An 18,793-nucleotide genomic window follows, 5' to 3' on the forward strand; every position below is an offset into this window, starting at 1 on the left:
TCCCAACAATCCAGTATCCGTATCGATTTATCCGAATTGTTAAAGCCTTTGCTGGCAGATGTCATTTTCTTCGACTCGTTGCGCGGGCCGGATTACCAGATACGGCGCCTGTCAGCTCGGTAACAAGCCGGTCGGCTTTGTAGATATAGCGCATGGCAGCAATTATCCCGGCCGTGTGAACCGAAATACTGCGGTTGGCTTCCGGTACGAAGATAAACTCGCCAGGCAGGCTTTCAATGTTACCATCGAAGATCAGCCCGACCGCTTCCCGATTCTGATTAATGATTGGACTTCCTGAATTGCCGCCGATAATGTCATTGGTTGAAATAAAGCACATGGGCTGTTTGAGCAGCGCCAACGGCGGGTTTTTCCAGCGAGCCGGTAGATTCCAGGGGGCCTTGTCGTTGAAGGAGTAGTTGCGGTCATACAAACCGGCAAAGGTTGTGAAGATAGGCGCTTTCGTGCCGTTATAATCGTAGCTTTTCACAATGCCGTCGTTGATACGTAACGAAAAGGTCGCATCGGGTGGAACGGCTGTGCCATACACCTGATAGAGCATTCGGCCCAACTGCCCGTGCAGCACTTCCTGCCGCTGACTTAGCTGCTGAGCCTGTTGGGCGGCCGCGCGGTAACGGGGCAAACCAATAAGCGCCAGAGTCAGCAGCGGGTCGCCTGATGAACTGATCGAGCCCGGCCTAGTTGCCAGATCGCTCACAAAAGCGGGATCGGTGAGTTTAGTGTTTTTAATAAGAAAGGCCGCTGCTTCCTGCGGAGTTCGGGTAGTCCCATTGGGGCCGCTCAGGGCCGCTTTTACATAGGGATCATTACTGCCAAGACCGGCCTGGGCTTCGGCTAAATGCGCAGCTAAAAAACTTTCCTCCAGCGTGCTATTGGCCAGATTAGGCGTTATCAGCAGCGACCGCGCCCGTTCGGCATCCTGCGGGCGCGAAACGGCAAGTTCGCTATACTGCATTAAAACATTGGCAAACGTCAGTAACTCGCCCACTGTGCGTTCGCCCGGAGCGAGGTAACTGGCATCCCGGAAGAGGTTGCGTAACTGGCCTATATTAGCCGCCAGTTCGTCCCAGGTCCGGAGTTGTTCGGCCGGTAACTTACTGGTAGCCGCACTGGCTCTAAACTGCCGCTCGAAGGCTGCCTTACGTGCCATCAGATACGGATCACGCAAGCCGGCCAACTGACCGTCGTAAGCTTTCAGGCTGTTTTCCAGACTAAGAATTTCGTTCAGAACGCTGTCATTCTTTGCCGTAGCATTATAGGCCCGTAACGCATCGGCCCGGTTGCGCAGTAACTGAATGGTGGTGGGTATCTGCAGATCACGGTCAAATTCGAGTTCAGCAACCGTTTTGAGCCGTTCGGTCTTGCCCGGATTGCCGATTACAAAAACCGGTTCGCCACTGCGTACCTCGCTGGTGTTGAATTTGAAATAATGGGTAGTTTGCAGGGGTTTCCCATTGTCGTACACCCGAAAAAACGAACAGTCCAGAGCGTAACGCGGATACGTAAAGTTATCGTAATCACCCCCGAAGAAACCCAGTTGCAGTTCGGGCATAAACACTAGCCGCACGTCGGTATACCGCTTAAACCCGTAGAGCGCATACCGACCGCCGTTATAGAACGTAATAGTTTGCAGCTCCAGCCCCTGCCAGCCGGTTTTGGCGCTGTAGTCCTGCTTTATGGCCGAAAACTCGGACTCACGGGCTTCGAGCTGATTTGCTTCTGATCCGGCCCGGTTCATGGCATCCTGTACCCGTTTCGTGATGTCCTCCAGCTTAATCAACTGATCCACGAATAGGCCGTCAACCTTACGTTCGTCGGCTAGTGTTCTGGCGAAAAAGCCGTTCGCATACAAATCCTCTCCTTTTCGGGCAACCGCCGTTCCGGATTCGCGGGCGCAGTGGTGGTTGGTCATGACCAACCCATTCGCCGACACAAAGGAGGCCGAACAGTAATCCGCAAAGCGTAACGACGCCAGCCGGGCCTCGTCAAACCACTTATCGTCGGGTGTAAACTGATAGGTCTTTTGAAAATAGGCTTTGGGTGGATTATCAAATGTCCACATCTTGCCCATATCAAACGGGCCGGCTTTTACCGTGTCGGGATTAAACGTCAGTGATAGCTGAGTTGACTGAGCCAGCATTGGTCCGGACAGGCTGGCAGCCAAAAGGCCCGTCAGAATTGCTGGACGAATAATCTTAATAGACATGCAGAAATATAACTAAACCGGAATAGAAGCGTGTTGCCAGAGGCAGATTGGTTGAAAACGGAGCGGCCCGCAATTGGCCTGTCAACAACCAATTGCGAGCCGCTGTAAACATAGTGAATCAGGCGACTTCGTTTTTGAGCATAATTTCATTCGCGACCTTATCATCTTTTCGGATGAAGGGCCGGATGATGAGTCGCGTACCACGCTGATAGGTAAACAACCGGTACATCCAGTTGCTAAAGACGATCAGCTTGCTCCGGAAGCCGACCAGATACCAGATGTGAACGAATAGCCATGCCATCCAGGCAATAAAGCCGCCCAGGTGAATGTTGCCCGGCAGATCAGCCACGGCCCGGCTTCGGCCAACAATGGCCAGCGAGCCTTTATCGAAATACTCGAACGGTTCGGTCGGCTCGTTTTTCAACATCCGGCGCAGGTTCTTAGCCAGGTGATTGCCCTGCTGGATGGCGGGCTGCGCCACGCCGGGGTGACCTTTGGGCCACTTCTCTGTTTTCATGAAGGCAATATCGCCAATGGCGAAGACGTCCGTCAGGCCCTGCACGCGGTTGATGGGGTCCACCAGAATCCGGCCCCGCTCAAGGGATTCGGCCGGGATACCGTCAATGAGGGCACCCGTTACGCCCGCGCCCCATACGAGCGTCTGCGTTTTGATCTGTTCCCCGCCTTTAAACGTCACTGTTTCGCCATCGTAGGAGTCAACCAGCGTATTGAGTTTAACAATAACCCCCAGGTCTTCCAGATACCGCTGGGCTTTCTGGCCGGCTTCGTCCGACATGGGTGGGAGGACCTTGCTCAAGCCTTCGACCACGTAAATGTTCATCTGGCTAAAATCGAGCCCAGGATAGTCGGCCGGGAGAACGTGCTTGCGCATCTCAGCCAGCGAACCGGCCATCTCAACGCCCGTCGGTCCGGCTCCCGCAATAACAAAGTTAAGCAGGCTCTGGCGCTCGGCGGGGTCGCGGGTAATGCTGGCCTGCTCAAAGCACTGCAGAAGCTGGCTCCGGATGTTTAAGGCCTCGGGTATGGTCTTGAGGGGGAACGCATATTTCTGAATCTGCTCATTGCCAAAAAAGTTGGATTTCGAGCCGCTGGCAATGACCAGATAATCGTAGCGCAGATCACCGATCAGCGTCGTGACAGTTTTGGTAGCCGGATCGATTTTGTTGACCCGCACCATCCGGAAATGAAAATCCTTGTGGTCATCGAACATTTTCCGGAACGGCTCGGCAATTGAATCGGCTTCCAGGCCAGCCGTGGCTACCTGATACAGTAGCGGCCAAAATCCGTTGTAGTTCTGCCGGTCGAACAGGACAACCTGTACGTCGGTATCGCGCAGACTCTTGGCCAGGTTCATGCCACCGAAGCCACCGCCGATAATGACAACGCGCGGCTTGGTTGTATCGGGTATATTCAGGGAAAGTTTGTCGTATTGCAGCATGTTGATCGGACGTTTGTGGCGTAGCGCTATCCTGTTTGTATTACCTTGTAATCAGCGCTTTTGTTTGGCAGGGCTGCCAAAAATGAGCAAGCCGTAGGGCCTGACGCATCTCTGTATACGAATCTTTCATTAAAGGATGTTAATGAATTAACGGATGGTTAATTCCGTTCCAACCCTTGCGGCAGTATTACGCTCTCCTTAAGCAACAGCAACGTAGCTCATGCGATTACTTCTATGTAGTTTTTTCTGTAACCTATTATTCGCGAGTAGTGTATGGGCGCAGGTTGCACCCAGCCGAACTGCCCGGCCGCGTACTGGTGAAGGCCAGGCTAATCAATCGGCTGCAACCGTGAGTGGATACGTACGCGAAACGGGCAGTCTGGAGGCTCTTATCGGTGTCAATGTGTATCTGCCCGGTACGTCAACGGGAACCACCACCAACACCTACGGATTTTATTCCATTACGTTACCCGCGCAGGATAGCCTGCGGCTGGCCTTTTCGTTCGTTGGCTACGAAACTGTTACGCAGACAGTGGCTTTACAGAGAAACGCGACGCTGGACATCTCACTAACGCCGGGTCGGGTACTGTCGGAAGTAGAGGTCAAAGCCGGTCGAACAGACGAGAAAGTGAGCGAAAGTCCGCAGATGAGCCAGATTGACGTTCCCGTGGCTCAAATTAAAAAAATTCCCGCTTTTCTGGGCGAAAAAGACGTACTGAAGGTGCTGCAGCTGATGCCGGGCGTGCAGAAAGGCTCGGAAGGGCAGACGGGTATTTACGTTCGGGGGGGCGGCCCCGATCAGAATCTGATCATTCTGGACGACGCCATTGTGTATAATGCTAACCATTTGTTCGGGTTCTTTTCAACTTTCAACGGCGATGCGCTCAAGAGCGTCGAGCTGACCAAAGGCGGTTTTCCGGCGCGATTTGGTGGGCGGCTGTCATCGGTGATTGAGCTGAATATGAAGGATGGTAACCGGGAAAAGCTGCACGGCGAGGGCGGTATCGGTCTCATCGCGTCGCGGCTGATGCTCGAAGGGCCGCTGGCCAAAAACAAGAAAGGGTCGTTTCTGGTATCGGGCCGCCGGACGTATCTGGACGTGATTGCGGCTCCGCTTATTCGCGCCAGTACGGATGGCGAAACAAATGCAGGCTATTATTTCTATGATCTGAACGCCAAGGCGAACTATGACTTCGGCCCTAAAAACAAGATATATTTAAGTGGATACTTCGGACGTGATCGCTTTTACGCCCGCGACGCCGGTGAGGGCACGGACGTAGGACTTAGCTGGGGTAACGCTACTGCCACCCTGCGTTGGAATCACCTCTTTAACCAGAAACTTTTCTCAAACCTGTCCTTAATCTTCAGCGACTACAAGTTTCAGATTTCCTCCGACGAGAAGAACAGCCAGGGGCAGGACAGTTTCTCACTGCGTTATAACTCCGGCATCCGCGATTTCTCGCTTAAGTTTGATCTGGATTTTTACCCCAGCCCACAACATTCCCTGCGGTTGGGCGTCCAGAGTCTCTACCACCGGTTTACGCCCAGCGCTGTTGTCCTGAAGAACGCGACTATCAATCAGTTTAACCTGCAGGTAGAAAACATCGACGTCGTTGAATCGGGTGTCTACGTTGAAGATACCTGGCGACCGTCCGAGCGCTGGCGCATTAATGGTGGGCTGCGGCTGAGTTATTTTCAGCAGAAAGCTATTGGGTATCTGCGGCCCGAGCCACGGCTATCGGCGGCTTTTACGCTCAGACCCGACCTGTCCGTAAAGGCTTCGTATGCGCTCATGAATCAGTACGTGCATCTGCTCTCGAATACCGGCATTGGTCTGCCCACCGATCTGTGGGTGCCGACTACCGACCGCATTCGACCTCAGCAGTCGCAGCAGATTGCCGTTGGGATTGCCAAAGATTTTCCGGATCAGGGACTGTCGCTGACGGTTGAGGGGTACTATAAAACCATGGCCAACATCATTAATTACAAAGAAGGCGCTAGTTTTCTACTCATTGGTGATCCAACCTCCGCGCAGGGTGTTCGCTGGGAAGATAACGTAACCTCGGGTCGGGGCTGGTCGTACGGGGTGGAGTTTCTGCTGCAGAAAAAAGTAGGTCGGTTTTCGGGCTGGACGGGCTATACCCTATCCTGGACGCAGTGGCAGCTCCCGGAACTCAACGGTGGCCGACCGTTTTATCCCCGCTACGATCGTCGGCACGACATCTCGGTCGTTGGTATTTATGAACTAAGCAAGCGGATTACGTTGTCGGCAACCTGGGTTTACGGCACCGGCCAGGCCCTGACGGTTCCGGTTGGCCGTTACGACGCTTATCAGCCGGGAAGTGGGTTCGTGTATGGTTCTAACAGTTCCCTCATTCAAAGCCTGTTTCAGAACAGTCGAACCGTGGAGGATTATGGTCTGCAAAAGAATAGTTTCCGGGCTGAGGCTTACTACCGATTCGATGTAGGAGTTCAATTCCATAAACAGAAGAAACGTCATGAGCGAACCTGGGAGTTCAGTCTGTACAATGCCTATAATCGCCGGAACCCGTTCTTCTACCAGCTTGAGTCGGTTAGCCAGGGAGCAAACTTACCGCAGCGAACCGGCTTGTTTCGTTACTCGGTCTTTCCTGTCGTTCCAGCGTTGAGCTATAACTTTAAATTCTGATGCGACACCTTCTGACAAACTGTTTTCCTGTACTCGTGCTGCTCAGTCTGCCTGCCTGGCTAGCTGGCTGCGACAGTCTACGTCAGGAAGTCGACCCGAGCCGGCTGAATCGGGAAGCGTCCAGGCTGGTTGTAACAAGTTTTCTGTCTCCGCAGGATACGGTGCTGGCGGTGAAAATTAGCCGTTCACAGCCCGTTCTGGGCGAAGAAGCCAGTTATGGAACCAGCGGGAATAGTGTGCCCGATGCTACGGTAACCCTGTCGGATGGAACCAAGGTTGTAGCCCTGACCTATAACGCCAGGCAGGCGTATTATCGCGCTGATATAGGTCAGTTACCGATTCGGGCCGGGCGGACGTATACGCTCCTTGTTCAAACGCCCGATGGCGAACGTGCAGAGAGTAGCTGCACCATACCCGGCCCGGTGGCCCTGATGAGTATCGTCTATGATTCACTAACCGAGAATCGGTTTGGCCAGCAGTCCAGGCGGTACTTTGCCCGCGGCCTCTGGGTGGATCCGGCTGGTCAGGCTAATTATTATCAGGTAACGGGCAAGTATGAATTTCTGGTTAAAGGGCCCAATCTGCTAATTCCCCGACAGATGGGTTTGCTTTCGTTTAACGATGAAGGAAACAGCTTAAAAACTGATCAGTCTGTAGATGGAAAGGAGATGGTATCTAACCGGGCTTTCATGCGGGGCGTGTATTACAGCAATACCGGGCAGGTTGCGAATAGTAACAATCAGTTTCAGATTACGAGCATCACCATGAACCTGCTTAGCACGGACCAGGCTTATTACCGGTATCAGGATGCCGTTAGCCGACAGGCAGAAGTATCGGGCAATCCGTTTGCCGAACCAGTTCCTGTCCCTAGTAATATCCGGGGTGGGTTAGGCTGTTTTGCTGGCTATAACCGGTCTACGCTTATTCTACAGTTGAAGTAATCCCTATAAATGAGCAGAGAGGAGCCTGACCAGGCTCCTCTCTGTACTCTGTACGTCCTTACAGGTTTTGTTAAACCGTCTGACTATTCATTATCTCAGTTTGTTTCCGAATGGATTCCATGTGAACGATCTTGTAGATCTCTTCCACCAGTTCGGGGTACAGACCCAGACGCTGACCCATTTCGGTGCGTGTCTTCAGGATCTCTTTCCAGCGATCAGGCTGGAATAGCGTTACGTTGTTGTCCCGCTTGTACTCCGCCAGCCGCTCCACGAGCGCCATGCGGGCCGCGAGCATTTCAACAATCTGCCGGTCAACGTTATCAATGTTGCGCCGAGTCTGGTCCATCACGCTCTGAAACTCCAGATTCTGCGATTCAACCTGCCGGATCTGCAGGTGATCGAGCATGTCGCCAAAGGCTGCGGGCGTCAGCTGCTGCGCGGCATCGCTCCAGGCCTTATCCGGATCAATGTGCGACTCAACGATCAAACCGTCGTAGTTCAGGTTCATCGCCATCTGCGCCAGTTCATTCAGGTACGCACGCTTGCCTGCCATGTGGCTGGGGTCGCCAATGATGGGTAATTGCGGGAAGATCGACTTGAGTTCGATCGCCATCTGCCACATCGGAACGTTCCGATACTTACTGGCTTCGCCTGTGGCAAAGCCCCGGTGAATAGCACCCAGCTTCTTGATACCGGCTCCGGCGATCCGCTCGAACGCACCTACCCACAGCGCCAGATCCGGGTTAACCGGATTCTTGACGAGTACGGGTACGTCAACACCCCGTAGGGCGTCGGCAATTTCCTGCACATTAAACGGGTTAACCGTCGTGCGGGCACCTACCCACAGGATGTCAACACCATATTTAAGAGCCAGTTCAATGTGTTCCGGGGTGGCAACTTCAACCGCAAATGGCAAACCCGTTTCGGCTTTGGCGCGCTGTAGCCACGGCAGGGCGGCTTCGCCCATACCCTCAAAACTACCCGGCCGGGTACGGGGCTTCCAAACCCCAGCCCGGATAACATGAACGGCCCCCAGAGCTTTCAGCTGGCGGGCGGTTTCGACTAACTGATCTTCGGTCTCGGCGCTGCACGGACCAGCGATGATCAGGGGCTTGCCGTTGGTCTCAATCCACGATCCAAGCGGCTCTACGGCTAATTCTACCTTCATAACAAACGCGTAATACGACTACTCTATGGGGAACTTTTCAATGCTATTTTTGGTATATTTGCAGAGGGAATCGGCTGTCTGTCAAGCTGGTTCCTTCATCTGTCTAACGACAGTTTTCAGTTTATCGAACAAGTCGCGCCGGTGAGTTTAACCGATTGACCGAAATTTCGTTATATATTTCGGTCGTGTTAACCGACACGCACCTAACGCTATGGAAGTAGCACCGTCAGAACGGAGCACTGATATGTCGAACCGAAGTAATGTAATGCCGGAGACCGTTGAACGGTTCGATGGCTCATTCCAGGCAGGACCGCGAACGGCCAATTCTAAGCCTGTCTCTTTCGAGGACACTTCGATTGCTTTTTCGGCCCAGTCGGATTTCAAACTCAGAAAAACTTACTGGTTGTTTGCGTTGATGAATCGGGGATGGCTGGTAAATTTAGGGACTTTTTTTATAAAGATTGCCCTACGCCTGCATCTTCCAATTAAATTCCTCATCAAAAACACGATTTTCGAGCAATTTTGCGGGGGCGAGAGCATCCGGGACTCCGAAAATACAATCCAGTTTCTGCATAACGCCCACGTCGGAACCATCCTTGATTATTCAGTTGAAGGCGAGGAGAACGAAAAAAGTTTCGATGAAACGACGCTTGAAATTCTTCGCACCATAGAGCGGGCCAGCGAATCAGCCGATATTCCTTTTTCTGTATTTAAAGTTACGGGTTTAGCTTCAACTGAACTGCTTGAAGCTGTGCAGGTTGGTGACTCGCTGAATAAAGAGCAGAAGGCGCAGTTTGACCGGGTGCTGAAGCGCGTTGATACGCTTTGTCGCCGGGCGCACGAACGGAATGTACGCATCTTTATTGATGCCGAAGAAAGCTGGATTCAGGATACAATCGATACACTGGCCTATGAAATGATGGACCGCTATAATCATGAACGGCCTGTCGTCTATAATACCTACCAGATGTATCGCTGGGAAAGTCTGGACCACCTCCGGCGCGACGTTGAGGAAGCGCGCGCAAAAGGCTATTATCTGGGTGCGAAGCTGGTGCGTGGGGCCTATCTGGAAAAAGAGCGCATCCGGTCGCATGAAGAAGAGTATCAGGACCCCATTCAGGCAACGAAAGAAGATACCGACCGCGATTTCAATGCGGCTATCGATTACTGTCTGGAGAGTCGGGACATTGTTTCGTTCTGTCTGGGCACTCACAACGAGTATAGCTGCCAGTACTGTATTCAGCGAATGGAACAGCTGGGAATTGACCCCGGCGATCCGCATATCTATTTTGCGCAATTGCTGGGTATGAGCGACAACATTTCGTATAACCTGGCTAATGCGGGTTATAATGTAGCTAAGTACGTGCCTTACGGCCCCGTTGAAGCGGTGATGCCGTATCTGTTCCGGCGGGCAGAAGAGAATAAGTCTATAGCCGGGCAGAGTAGCCGGGAGTTTAACCTGATTAGTAATGAGTTGAAACGCCGGAAAGGGTGTCACAAGTAACTACCCCGACTGAAGCGTTATCTGACTCTTTATAAGTGACTGAATGAACGGCCCAACCAGAAGCGGCTCGACGCTTCGATTGGGCCAACCTTTTTTATGATTCGTAAAAACCCTATTAAGTTTTTTCTGCTGGCGCTAATCCTGATTGCGCTCGATCAGGGCGTAAAACTGGCTGTGCATTTCTACATGGCTCCTGGCTTTGCCGGGCAAGTCAAACTAATTGGCGACTGGCTGAAGCTGCATTACGTACTAAACCCTGGTATGGCCTTCGGAATGCAGCTGGGTTACGAATATGGGAAGCTGTTACTAAGTGTCTTCCGGCTGTTTGCTATGGTGGGCATTGGCTACTATCTGGTGCATTTAGCTCACCGTGGCGCTCCCAACGGATTGTTATGGGCCATGTCTATGATTCTGGCCGGAGCCGTGGGTAACGTAATTGACAGTACGTTTTATGGCGTCTTCCTGAATAATGCGCCTTACGGCTCGCCAACGCCCTGGTTTCATGGGCAGGTGATCGACATGATCTTTGTAGACGTCTGGGAAGGGTTCATTCCAGATTGGATGCCGGTCTGGGGCGGGCAGTATTATTCAACGCCAATCTTTAACATCGCCGATTCATGCATCTTCATTGGCGTTTGTTTGATTCTGTTATTTCAGCGCCAATTCTTTGGTGGACATACTCTAGAGGATGGTTTGTTGCCTATTTCGGGCCCTGATGCTACACAGGCTGAGGTATTACCGATGTCGGAACTGGTTACTAACGAACAGCCCCGAAATCAGTCCAATGAGCCGACGGATTCGCTTTCAGCCGATGATGAGCCACAAACTAACTCCGAATCGGTCATAACAGAGGAACCCAAACGTAGCGAATAAAAGCTTATTGTTTCTAAACGCAACGAAGGCATGGCTACTTAGCCATGCCTTCGTTGCGTTTAGAAGGAAAACGGTTGTCTACTGGGTTTCTTCCAACGGAATAAAATCTTTAAAGGTTCGTTTAATCGCCTTATCCGTGGCTTCTTTCTTGCTCTGCCAATTCGCATCGAGTTCCAGCGCTACCAGTCCGCTCAAGCTCATTGCACTCCGGAAATCATCCAGTTTTTTGACGAATTCCTTACTGCGCCGGGTTGACTTTAAGGCAAATTCGCGGGCAAATACGTCGCCTTTATTCTGCAACTCGCTCTTCTTACCCATAACATAATTGTACCGATCCAGTAAATCCTTCATGGACTTACCGATGACCTCGGTTGCTTCGAGCGTACCTAAAGTGGCTACTGCTGTTCCGCCCACAGCCGTTACGTACTTGCTGTTATTCCCATTCAGTACCGGCGAAACGCCCGTTGCAGCGCCGAGCGAAGCATTCACGACCGACCGATTCCGTTTGCCACCTTTAGCCCGGCGGTAATCATGCTTTAACTGCTCTTCCTTTTCACTCAGCTGTTCCACCAGTCCCCAGGCCTGCACGAGCGCCTGGCGGTATTGAGTGTAGTAGTACCGATCTTTCTCTGCTTCGTTTACGGTATTGACCACTGTAAACGTAATCCGGCGTTCCTCGCGGTTCTGCGATTTGTCGAGCACGTAGAAGGTGATGTGTACGTCCAGCGAATCATAGGGATCTTTCACAAAGTCATAGCTCGGTTGCCAGATAAATTCGTATTGGTTTTCGGTATTCTTAACGAGAGCATTTTTAGGGACCTGCAGGTTATCGGATAAGAAGCCAAACGTCGAAACATCATCCTCGCCGTTGGGGTCGGAAAGGTAAAACTTCAGGTTCATTGTGGCGTTTTCGCGCACTTTATAATGCGTTTCTTTCGGGATGACAGCAATATCGGGTGGCAGGTCCATCTGCGTCACCTCAATCTTTAAACGGCCTTTAGTACGATTTTTAGCGGGCTGGTCTTCTACCCAGAATTCGATGTACTGCGGACTTTGTTTTAGACGGTTAAACTGATTCAGCGAGAGCGTCCAGGTGAGTTCGCCCTGTGAAGTCAATTTGCTGCCTTCGGGCATCTGATCCGAGATGGGAATTATGGCAATCGGATCGCCATCGTCATCACGAACTAGCTGGGGGTCCAGTTTGTACGTATTCTGCGAGCGATAGCGGACGTAAAAGGGACGCAGCTCGCCCACCGTTGGTGGGCGATTCACGTGGAGTACCTTAAATTCAATCGTCTGAGTAGTCGTCTGGCCATGACGGTTGCGCACTTCAAAACTCACCGGATAGAGTTTTGCCGTCTGAATCCGGTCGGCCAGATCGAAGCCGGGCGTCCAGCTGAAATGGCCCAGCGAGTCCAGTTGCATACCATCCTGCTTGTCTGAGCCGAAGGCATACGTCAGCGTGTCATTAGGAGAAGCCCCCACCACTTTTAAATCAAAACGAACGGTTCCTCCCTCCGGCACCACATTCCAGTCTGTATGGGTAGGAAATTGAAATTGGAGAGATTTTGATTCCTGCGCGTAGCTGTTAACAATCGAAACGATCATCAGTACCCACGCTATTTTACCGGCAGTTCGGTTCATAAGCAAATGCAAAGGGGGGTCTGTTTTGAAGAACGTAAAAGTAAGAGGAACATTTTGTCTGACTTCATTTTCAAGCTTATTCTAAAACTTTTCTTAGCTAAACGAGAGAAATAGTGGCTTAAAATTGGCTTTTTCTTAGAAAAAGCTTAACAAAAAAGTCGCCCCGGGAAGAGGAGCGACTTTAGTACTTGAGTACTTAATTTACTTTAGTTTTTTTTTGGGGCGGCTGCCGATCCGGAACCTGCGTTGGCAGGCTTATTCGCGGCCGGAGCATTGGTAGCCGACTTTGCCGGGTCAATACCCAGTTTCTTCAGCACCAGTTCGGTAATGTTATTCTCTTCGGGAGCATACAACAGAATGGGAATCGTGTTCGCGCCGGCATCCAGGTTGAAAATGTACGTGTACGCGTTTTCTTTCGCTACAGCGTCAATGTTCTTTTGAATTTTCTGCACGACTGGATTAACCAGCTGCTGGTACTTCGTCTGGAGCGACTGTTCTGCTGTCCGGCCGAACTCCTGAATCCGACCCTGCAGACCCTGCAGTTCCGTTTCACGGTCTTTCCGAATCACGTCCGACATCTGCGCTGCGCCTTTTTCATACGCTGCATACTTGTCTTCCAGCTCTTTCTGCATCCGCTTCAACTCGTTCTCCGACTGGGTCCGCTGAATGGTCAGTTGGTTCTGAATATCTTTAGCTTCGGGCGTTTGTGCCAGAATATAGTCAATATTCGTATAGCCCAACTTAACCGGGAGCGATGCAGTTGTCGTAGCCGGTGCTGCGGTTGGAGCTTGTGCCTGAGCGCTCAGACCACCCATCAGAAGGGCTGTTGCGAACGCCATGACGATTGTTTTGTTCATTTCGATTTACTTGTTTGTATTACTTCGGTTTTGTGGTTGTGCTATTGTCGGCGTTACCCATTACTGAATTCTGGGTAACACCATTAACGGCCGTGGGCTTATTGGCTTTCGAGGCCGTGGCCGTATCCAGTCCTAATTCCTCCATCACGTAGTCCGTATAATCGTGACGAGGGTTGGTGTAAAGCATAACAAAATCAGAAGCCTTATCGAACATAAAGTCCAGTTTTTTCTGACTTGACACTTTTTCGATGGCCCGGTTCACCAACTCCATCGGTGCTTTCATGAGTTCTTTCTTTTTCTGAAAAAGCAGGCCCTCATAGCCAAACACCTTGTTGTTATACTCCCGGGCTTCGCGTTCCTTCTCACTAAGCACCCGTTGCCGGTCGCGCTTCATGTCTTCAGTCAGCAGAATCTCTTCCGCCTGGTATGCCTTCTGTAGTTTCTCGATCTCGACGTATTTGTCCTGGATATCTTTTGACCATTTATCTGCAAACTTGTCAATCTCGCCTAAGGCTTTCTGGTACTCCGGCATCTTGCTGAATATGAACTCGGTGTCCACGTATCCGAACTTCTGCGCCTGCGCCGGAATTGTCAGCCAAACGGCGCACAAAAGTACGAAAAAAAGAGCCTTTTTCATTTTAGCCGGTTATTTTTTACGAGAACTGGTTGATTGTCAATCAGAGTCGTCGGCTGTTTAAACATAGACAACTCTTGTAACAAAAGGTTTAAGTGTTCCTGCAATACCTACCAGTGCTTATCATTTAACGCTGAGCAGGGCCGGAATCTTATCTGAACTGCTGGCCGATTGTGAAGTGGAACTGACCCGACGCTTTATCTTTTATCCCCGGAATTTTGTCGAAACCGTAACCATAGTCAATACCGATCAGACCAAAAGCCGGCATGAAGATACGGGCCCCGATACCAATCGACCGTTTCAGATCAAAGGGGTTGTACTGCTTATAGCTTCCCCAGTTATTACCGGCTTCGAGGAAGGCCAGCCCGAAGATCGTTGCGGACGGGTTGAGCGATATCGGATAGCGCAGTTCGGCTACAAATTTGTTGTAAACGACTCCGCCCTGGCTGCGGGCATTGCTCGTAGCCACCCGGTCATAATCGGCCGTGTAAACGCTCCGGTCATCATAGCCACGTAAACCAATGATGTCCTGGGCCAGTGCAAATTGACCCTGACCGGCCAGACCCGATCCTCCCAGCACGAACCGCTCAAACGGACCAATGTCGGTGCGTCGGTTGTAGCTGCCCAGGAAGCCCATGTGCGCACGGGTGCTCAAAACCAGTTTGCCGAAAATGGTCTGGAACCAGCTGGCGTCGAACATCCATTTGTGGTACTCAACCAGCTTATACTTTTCTTCCGGCTTTACGGACTCCGTAGTAGTACGGAAGGCCGAGTAAGGCGGTGTGAACGAACCACTCAGACTAAACGACGAACCCGAGCGAGGGAACTGCGGATTGTCAATGCTGTTCCGGGCAATCGTCGTATTGAACGTAAGGTTGTTCGAAATACCGTCCTTATAGCCGATATAAAACAAATCGAGGTTGTTCAGATCATAACGCTGGAACGAAATAGAATGGCTCAGGGTGAAGAAATCATCGGGCACTTTCAGCTGGCGGCCCAGCCCCACCGTAAACGCCGTGTTCAGATAGGAGCCCGTCGGCTTACGACCTTTCAGACTCTGGTAGATACTATACGGGTTAGCGGGATCGTAGAACGTCTGATATACCGTATGGCTGGCGCTAACCGACAGAGCGTTAGGCTTGCGGCCACCCAGCCACGGTTCAGTGAACGAGAGCGAATACACCTGATACTGACTGCCGTTGGCCTGGAAACGTAACTGCACGCGCTGACCATCGCCAGCCGGCAGCGGCCGCCACGCGCTAAAGTTCGGAATATTGCGGGCCGAGAAGTTATTGAACGTGAGACCAAGTGTACCGACAAAGCCGACGTAACCGCCCCAACCGCCCGATAATTCAATCTGGTCGGATGGTTTTTCCTCAACCGTATATTCAATATCAACCGTACCGTCGTTCTGCGGAACGGGGTTAATCCCGATTTTCTCCGGGTCAAAATACCCCAGCGTCGCCAGCTCGCGCTGGGTCCGGATCAGGTTCGTTTTAGAGAACTTCTGGCCCGGCAGGGTCCGGATAGAGCGCATCACCACGTGGTCGCTCGTCTTGGTGTTTCCGTTCAGGACAACCCGGTTAATGGTTGCCTGTTTACCCTCAAAAATGCGAATTTCCAGATCAATGGAATCACCATCAATGGCTTTCTCAACGGGCTGCGCGCTGTAGTACAGGTAGCCGTCGTCCATGTAGAGCGAACTTAGGTCCTGGCCGGGATTGCCGTTTAGTTTCTTCTCTAGATCTTCCGGGTTATAAACATCACCCTTAGCTACGCCAAGTACCTCGCGCAGCCGGTCGGCGGTGTACAGGTAGTTGCCGGCGAACTCTACGTTACGATAGTAGTACTTGCGTCCCTCGTTCAGCGTAATATTAAGATTGATTGTATTATCGCTGTTATGGATAACCGTATCGCTCTCAATGGCGGCATCCCGATAGCCCATTTTATTATAATAGGCAATAAGCTTCTGCTTGTCTTCCTCGTATTTTTTGGGAACAAACTTCGAAGGCGAGAATATACGGCCGAAGCGCTTTTCCTTCGTGCTCTTCATCTTCAGCCGAACGGCCGACTCATCTACTTCTGTGCGGCCGTCGAATGTAATCTTTGCAATCTTTACCTTCTGACCTTTGTCGACCAGAACGCGCATCGTGGCATTGTTGCGGGTGCTGTCGGGTATGGTTGTGATTTTAACCTTGGTGTTGAGGAAGCCTTTATCCACAAAAAACTTCCGCACGGCCATCTGCGTATTTTTCGTGATCGTATTGGTTACGATCTTACCCAGATTCAGCTTCACTTTATCCTTAAGCTGATCCTGTTCACCTTTCTTAACGCCTACGAATGTAACCCGGTAGAGCCGGGGGCGCTCCTGCACCCGAAACATCAGCGACACTTTATTATCGGCTGCGTTGGTCGCAAACAGTTCAACGTTGTCCAGCAGGCCGGATTCCATTAGTTTGCGGACTGATGAGCCGACAGCTTCGCCCGGAATACGGATTTTGTCGCCTACTTTCAGACCCGCCAGCGACACCAGCGAGTTCGGGTCCAGATAGCGGGTACCGGTTACGGTCAGAGCGCTGATTTCGTACTCTTTCGGGTTAGCGTAATTGAGCAGTTCGTCGGTGCTGGCTGGAGTCTCAGTGCCCCGGCCGACGCCCACTCGCACCTGCGCCCGAACCGTGGCCGGGTAGAGACTGATGAGCAGCAAAGCGGCTCCAATAATGACTTTTATACGGTGTTCCAAGTTTGTGGTACCTAATGTTGGCTAATTGTGTGGATTCTGTTGGCGGGCTTTTGGTTGGTATGCCAATCGTTTATTTCTGCTGGTGCCCCGTCCTGCCTGAATCCACTTATTTGATCAACTGCTCGCTGGTTTTACCAAATCGGCGTTCGCGTCGCTGATAGCTTAAAATAGCTTCGTACAGATGATTTTTGCGGAAGTCGGGCCAAAGCACATCGGGCATGTACAGTTCCGAATAGGCTAACTGCCAGAGCATAAAATTGCTGATACGCATCTCCCCACTAGTCCGGATCATTAATTCAGGATCGGGAATACCACTTGTGGACAGGTACTGACCAAAGAGGGTTTCGTTTACCTCGCCGGCTGTTAAACGGCCATCACGCACGTCGGTGGCAATCTGTCGGACAGCCTCCAGGATTTCCCATCGTCCGCTATAACTCAGGGCCAGAACGAGCGTCAGACCCGTATTTCCCGAGGTTTCGCGCATGGCTTCGGCCAGTTCACGCTGGCAGTCGTTGGGAAGACTTTCGGTATGGCCGATGGTCGTCAGCCGTACGTTATTGTCCATCAGCGTTTTGATTTCGCCCCGGATCGTATGCACCAGCAACGTCATCAACGCATCTACCTCCAGCTTTGGCCGGTTCCAGTTTTCGGTCGAGAACGCGTAGAGCGTCAGATACTTGACGCCCAGTTCGGCGCACCCTTCCGTGGCTTCGCGCACAGCCTTAATCGCATTGCGGTGGCCAAACACCCGGGCGGCTCCCTGCCGTTTGGCCCAACGACCGTTTCCGTCCATAATAACGGCTATGTGCTGCGGCAGATTGCTCGGGTCAATGTCTTCCTTCATCCCAATTGGGGAAATTTAACAGTATTTAACAAGACCGCGAAGATACGAAATTTTCATCAGAAGGTCAGTAAGTTAGTCGGGTCTGAAGTTGGTAAAGCTGAAACTTCGTTCATTAGTTCGGATAACGGAAGCCAGAATCGATCAGCAATCTGCCGGGCCGCTTAGTAACTCAGTAACTCTCTTATCTTTGTTCGAAGGAAACAGAAGCCGGTCCGGCCGGTTTTCTCCAGAGACCGTTACATCATCGTTTGTTGGGTATGACTAATTCTTTTTCGCTGTATATGAGCCGGCTGGCTTTGTTCGTGCTGGTGCTGACATTCTCGCTAAGCTGCCAGAAAAACGACGATACCATTGCTGAGCCAAAAACTATTACCGATCTGGTACTTGAAGACAGCCGGTTCAGTCTGCTGCGGGCGGCTGTTAACCATGCCGGCGTGGGCGACGTGCTGAAAGGGGCCAACCTGACGTTTTTTGCGCCGAACGATGCGGCATTCCAGGCATCGGGTCTGACAACCATGGCGGCCATCACCGCGTTGCCCAAAGAACAATTGAAAACGGCCTTACTATACCATATTCTTTACTCGCCTGTCTTTTCGGCTACTATTCCGTCGGGGTTGAACTCGGTCGAAACGGCCTCCAAAGGGGTCGCTTTTATCAATAAAACCAGTAATGACCTTGTCTACATCAACAATGCCCGCGTAACCGAAGCGGACATTCAGGCGGCCAATGGCGTTATTCACGTTATTAACCGGGTGCTGACGCCATCGGGCGGTAACCTGATGATGACGATTCAGAACAATCCGAACCTGACCTTTCTGGCGGCTGCGGTAAAGCGCATCAGTCTGGCTAACCCTGCCTTTCTGGCTGCGCTGAATAATTCAGCCTCAACCAACCCACTAACATTCTTTGCCCCGACCAACGACGCCTTCAGGGCGGCTGGATACAGTTCTGTATCGGCGGTTGAGGCAGCCGCTCCGCAAACGCTGATCCCGCTTTTGTCGTATCATGTTGTGTCGGGTATAAACCTGTCCTACCAGCTTCAGAATGGTTCGGTCAACACGCTGCTGAATGGAAATAGAATGACGGTAGCCGTCAATAACGGAGTCATCACTGTTAAAGGCAATCGAAATTCAACCCCCGCTACTGTACGAACACCGGACGTAATCACAACCAACGGCGTTATGCACATTATTGATCAGGTCCTGCAGCCGTAATGACAGGGCTCTGCCTTTCT

General features: G+C 51.7%; 13 protein-coding genes. 5 read left to right on the forward strand and 8 right to left on the reverse strand.

Features of this window, described 5'->3' with window-relative positions:
• Nucleotides 1–61: 61 nt before the first annotated feature.
• Both HNV11_RS00845 and HNV11_RS00850 read right to left on the reverse strand, forming a co-directional pair.
• Nucleotides 62–2,224, reverse strand: a complete 2,163-nt coding sequence (locus HNV11_RS00845) for a S46 family peptidase (protein ID WP_394353871.1) — start codon at nucleotides 2,222–2,224, stop codon at nucleotides 62–64.
• A gap of 118 nt (nucleotides 2,225–2,342) precedes the next feature.
• Nucleotides 2,343–3,683, reverse strand: a complete 1,341-nt coding sequence (locus HNV11_RS00850) for an NAD(P)/FAD-dependent oxidoreductase (RefSeq protein ID WP_171737852.1) — start codon at nucleotides 3,681–3,683, stop codon at nucleotides 2,343–2,345.
• 220 nt (nucleotides 3,684–3,903) lie between these two features.
• Between HNV11_RS00850 and HNV11_RS00855 the strand changes: the two genes are divergently transcribed.
• A complete protein-coding gene (locus HNV11_RS00855) occupies nucleotides 3,904–6,351 on the forward strand; it encodes a TonB-dependent receptor (RefSeq protein WP_171737853.1) in 2,448 nt (815 codons plus the stop codon).
• A complete protein-coding gene (locus tag HNV11_RS00860; protein WP_171737854.1) occupies nucleotides 6,351–7,292 on the forward strand; it encodes a DUF4249 domain-containing protein in 942 nt (313 codons plus the stop codon). The genes HNV11_RS00855 and HNV11_RS00860 overlap by 1 nt, the downstream gene beginning before the upstream one ends.
• Before the next feature lie 70 nt (nucleotides 7,293–7,362).
• On the opposite strand, the gene HNV11_RS00865 is transcribed toward HNV11_RS00860, so the two are convergent.
• Nucleotides 7,363–8,460 (reverse strand): chorismate mutase, encoded by a 1,098-nt coding sequence (locus tag HNV11_RS00865; RefSeq protein ID WP_171737855.1) that lies wholly within the window; start codon nucleotides 8,458–8,460, stop codon nucleotides 7,363–7,365.
• Nucleotides 8,461–8,725: 265 nt separating this feature from the next.
• Here HNV11_RS00865 and HNV11_RS00870 point away from each other — a divergent pair, with 265 nt between their 5' ends.
• Nucleotides 8,726–9,964, forward strand: coding sequence for a proline dehydrogenase family protein (locus HNV11_RS00870; protein WP_240163992.1), 1,239 nt, complete (start codon nucleotides 8,726–8,728; stop codon nucleotides 9,962–9,964).
• Between the two features lie 96 nt (nucleotides 9,965–10,060).
• A complete protein-coding gene (locus tag HNV11_RS00875) occupies nucleotides 10,061–10,837 on the forward strand; it encodes a lipoprotein signal peptidase (RefSeq protein ID WP_171737856.1) in 777 nt (258 codons plus the stop codon).
• 78 nt (nucleotides 10,838–10,915) lie between these two features.
• Here HNV11_RS00875 and HNV11_RS00880 read toward each other — a convergent pair whose 3' ends face one another.
• The 5 genes from HNV11_RS00880 to HNV11_RS00900 all read right to left on the reverse strand — a co-directional run bounded on the left by HNV11_RS00880 (nucleotide 10,916) and on the right by HNV11_RS00900 (nucleotide 17,559).
• Nucleotides 10,916–12,481, reverse strand: coding sequence for a hypothetical protein (locus HNV11_RS00880; RefSeq protein WP_171737857.1), 1,566 nt, complete (start codon nucleotides 12,479–12,481; stop codon nucleotides 10,916–10,918).
• Nucleotides 12,482–12,687: 206 nt separating this feature from the next.
• Entirely contained in the window at nucleotides 12,688–13,338 is a 651-nt protein-coding gene (locus HNV11_RS00885) for an OmpH family outer membrane protein (protein ID WP_171737858.1), read from the reverse strand.
• A gap of 19 nt (nucleotides 13,339–13,357) precedes the next feature.
• Nucleotides 13,358–13,975, reverse strand: a complete 618-nt coding sequence (locus HNV11_RS00890; RefSeq protein ID WP_171737859.1) for an OmpH family outer membrane protein — start codon at nucleotides 13,973–13,975, stop codon at nucleotides 13,358–13,360.
• Between the two features lie 148 nt (nucleotides 13,976–14,123).
• Entirely contained in the window at nucleotides 14,124–16,715 is a 2,592-nt protein-coding gene (bamA, locus tag HNV11_RS00895; RefSeq protein ID WP_171737860.1) for an outer membrane protein assembly factor BamA, read from the reverse strand.
• Between the two features lie 106 nt (nucleotides 16,716–16,821).
• Complete coding sequence (locus tag HNV11_RS00900; protein WP_171737861.1) at nucleotides 16,822–17,559, reverse strand: isoprenyl transferase; 738 nt, start codon at nucleotides 17,557–17,559, stop codon at nucleotides 16,822–16,824.
• 257 nt (nucleotides 17,560–17,816) lie between these two features.
• Here HNV11_RS00900 and HNV11_RS00905 point away from each other — a divergent pair, with 257 nt between their 5' ends.
• Nucleotides 17,817–18,773, forward strand: coding sequence for a fasciclin domain-containing protein (locus tag HNV11_RS00905; protein WP_171737862.1), 957 nt, complete (start codon nucleotides 17,817–17,819; stop codon nucleotides 18,771–18,773).
• The last annotated feature ends 20 nt before the right edge of the window (nucleotides 18,774–18,793 follow it).

The organism is Spirosoma taeanense, from assembly GCF_013127955.1.
Taxonomy (GTDB): Bacteria; Bacteroidota; Bacteroidia; order Cytophagales; family Spirosomataceae; genus Spirosoma; species Spirosoma taeanense.

What these genes read in the sequence shown, in the direction of transcription:
- HNV11_RS00845 (WP_394353871.1), bottom strand. Translation starts at nt 2,224, where the DNA reads ATGTCTATTAAGATTATTCGTCCAGCAATTCTGACGGGCCTTTTGGCT.
- HNV11_RS00850 (WP_171737852.1), bottom strand. Translation starts at nt 3,683, where the DNA reads ATGCTGCAATACGACAAACTTTCCCTGAATATACCCGATACAACCAAG.
- HNV11_RS00855 (WP_171737853.1), top strand. Translation starts at nt 3,904, where the DNA reads ATGCGATTACTTCTATGTAGTTTTTTCTGTAACCTATTATTCGCGAGT.
- HNV11_RS00860 (WP_171737854.1), top strand. Translation starts at nt 6,351, where the DNA reads ATGCGACACCTTCTGACAAACTGTTTTCCTGTACTCGTGCTGCTCAGT.
- HNV11_RS00865 (WP_171737855.1), bottom strand. Translation starts at nt 8,460, where the DNA reads ATGAAGGTAGAATTAGCCGTAGAGCCGCTTGGATCGTGGATTGAGACC.
- HNV11_RS00870 (WP_240163992.1), top strand. Translation starts at nt 8,726, where the DNA reads ATGCCGGAGACCGTTGAACGGTTCGATGGCTCATTCCAGGCAGGACCG.
- HNV11_RS00875 (WP_171737856.1), top strand. Translation starts at nt 10,061, where the DNA reads ATGATTCGTAAAAACCCTATTAAGTTTTTTCTGCTGGCGCTAATCCTG.
- HNV11_RS00880 (WP_171737857.1), bottom strand. Translation starts at nt 12,481, where the DNA reads ATGAACCGAACTGCCGGTAAAATAGCGTGGGTACTGATGATCGTTTCG.
- HNV11_RS00885 (WP_171737858.1), bottom strand. Translation starts at nt 13,338, where the DNA reads ATGAACAAAACAATCGTCATGGCGTTCGCAACAGCCCTTCTGATGGGT.
- HNV11_RS00890 (WP_171737859.1), bottom strand. Translation starts at nt 13,975, where the DNA reads ATGAAAAAGGCTCTTTTTTTCGTACTTTTGTGCGCCGTTTGGCTGACA.
- HNV11_RS00900 (WP_171737861.1), bottom strand. Translation starts at nt 17,559, where the DNA reads ATGAAGGAAGACATTGACCCGAGCAATCTGCCGCAGCACATAGCCGTT.
- HNV11_RS00905 (WP_171737862.1), top strand. Translation starts at nt 17,817, where the DNA reads ATGACTAATTCTTTTTCGCTGTATATGAGCCGGCTGGCTTTGTTCGTG.